The 277-nt window shown below is 56.0% G+C and carries 1 pseudogene; it reads left to right on the top strand.

The window, feature by feature from the left end:
- Window positions 1-277, top strand: a pseudogene (locus ACGLWX_RS18350) (flagellin FliC); the annotation flags it as partial.

Genomic DNA, 277 nt, shown 5'->3' with positions numbered 1-277 from the left:
ATTCGTGAGTTGGCGGTACAGGGCGCCAACGACACCAACACCGCTGACGACCGTACTGCGATCACGACGGAAATTAACGAGCGTTTGGCCGAAATCGATCGCGTCGCTGGCAGCAACAACTTCAACGGCACCAGCTTGCTCAACGCCAGCGGCAGCCTGAGCATCCAGGTTGGCTCCAATACCGATGCCGAAGACGTTATTAGTGTTAAGACCGTTGATGCCACCGTTTCCGGACTAGGCTTGGCAAGCGGCAGTGAAATTACTGGCACCACATTCG

It is taken from the genome of Halomonas sp. HMF6819, assembly GCF_044335525.1.
GTDB lineage: Bacteria > Pseudomonadota > Gammaproteobacteria > Pseudomonadales > Halomonadaceae > Vreelandella.
The sequence above is the reverse complement of the archived record's forward strand: the minus strand, read 5'-3'. Positions and strand labels throughout refer to the sequence as shown.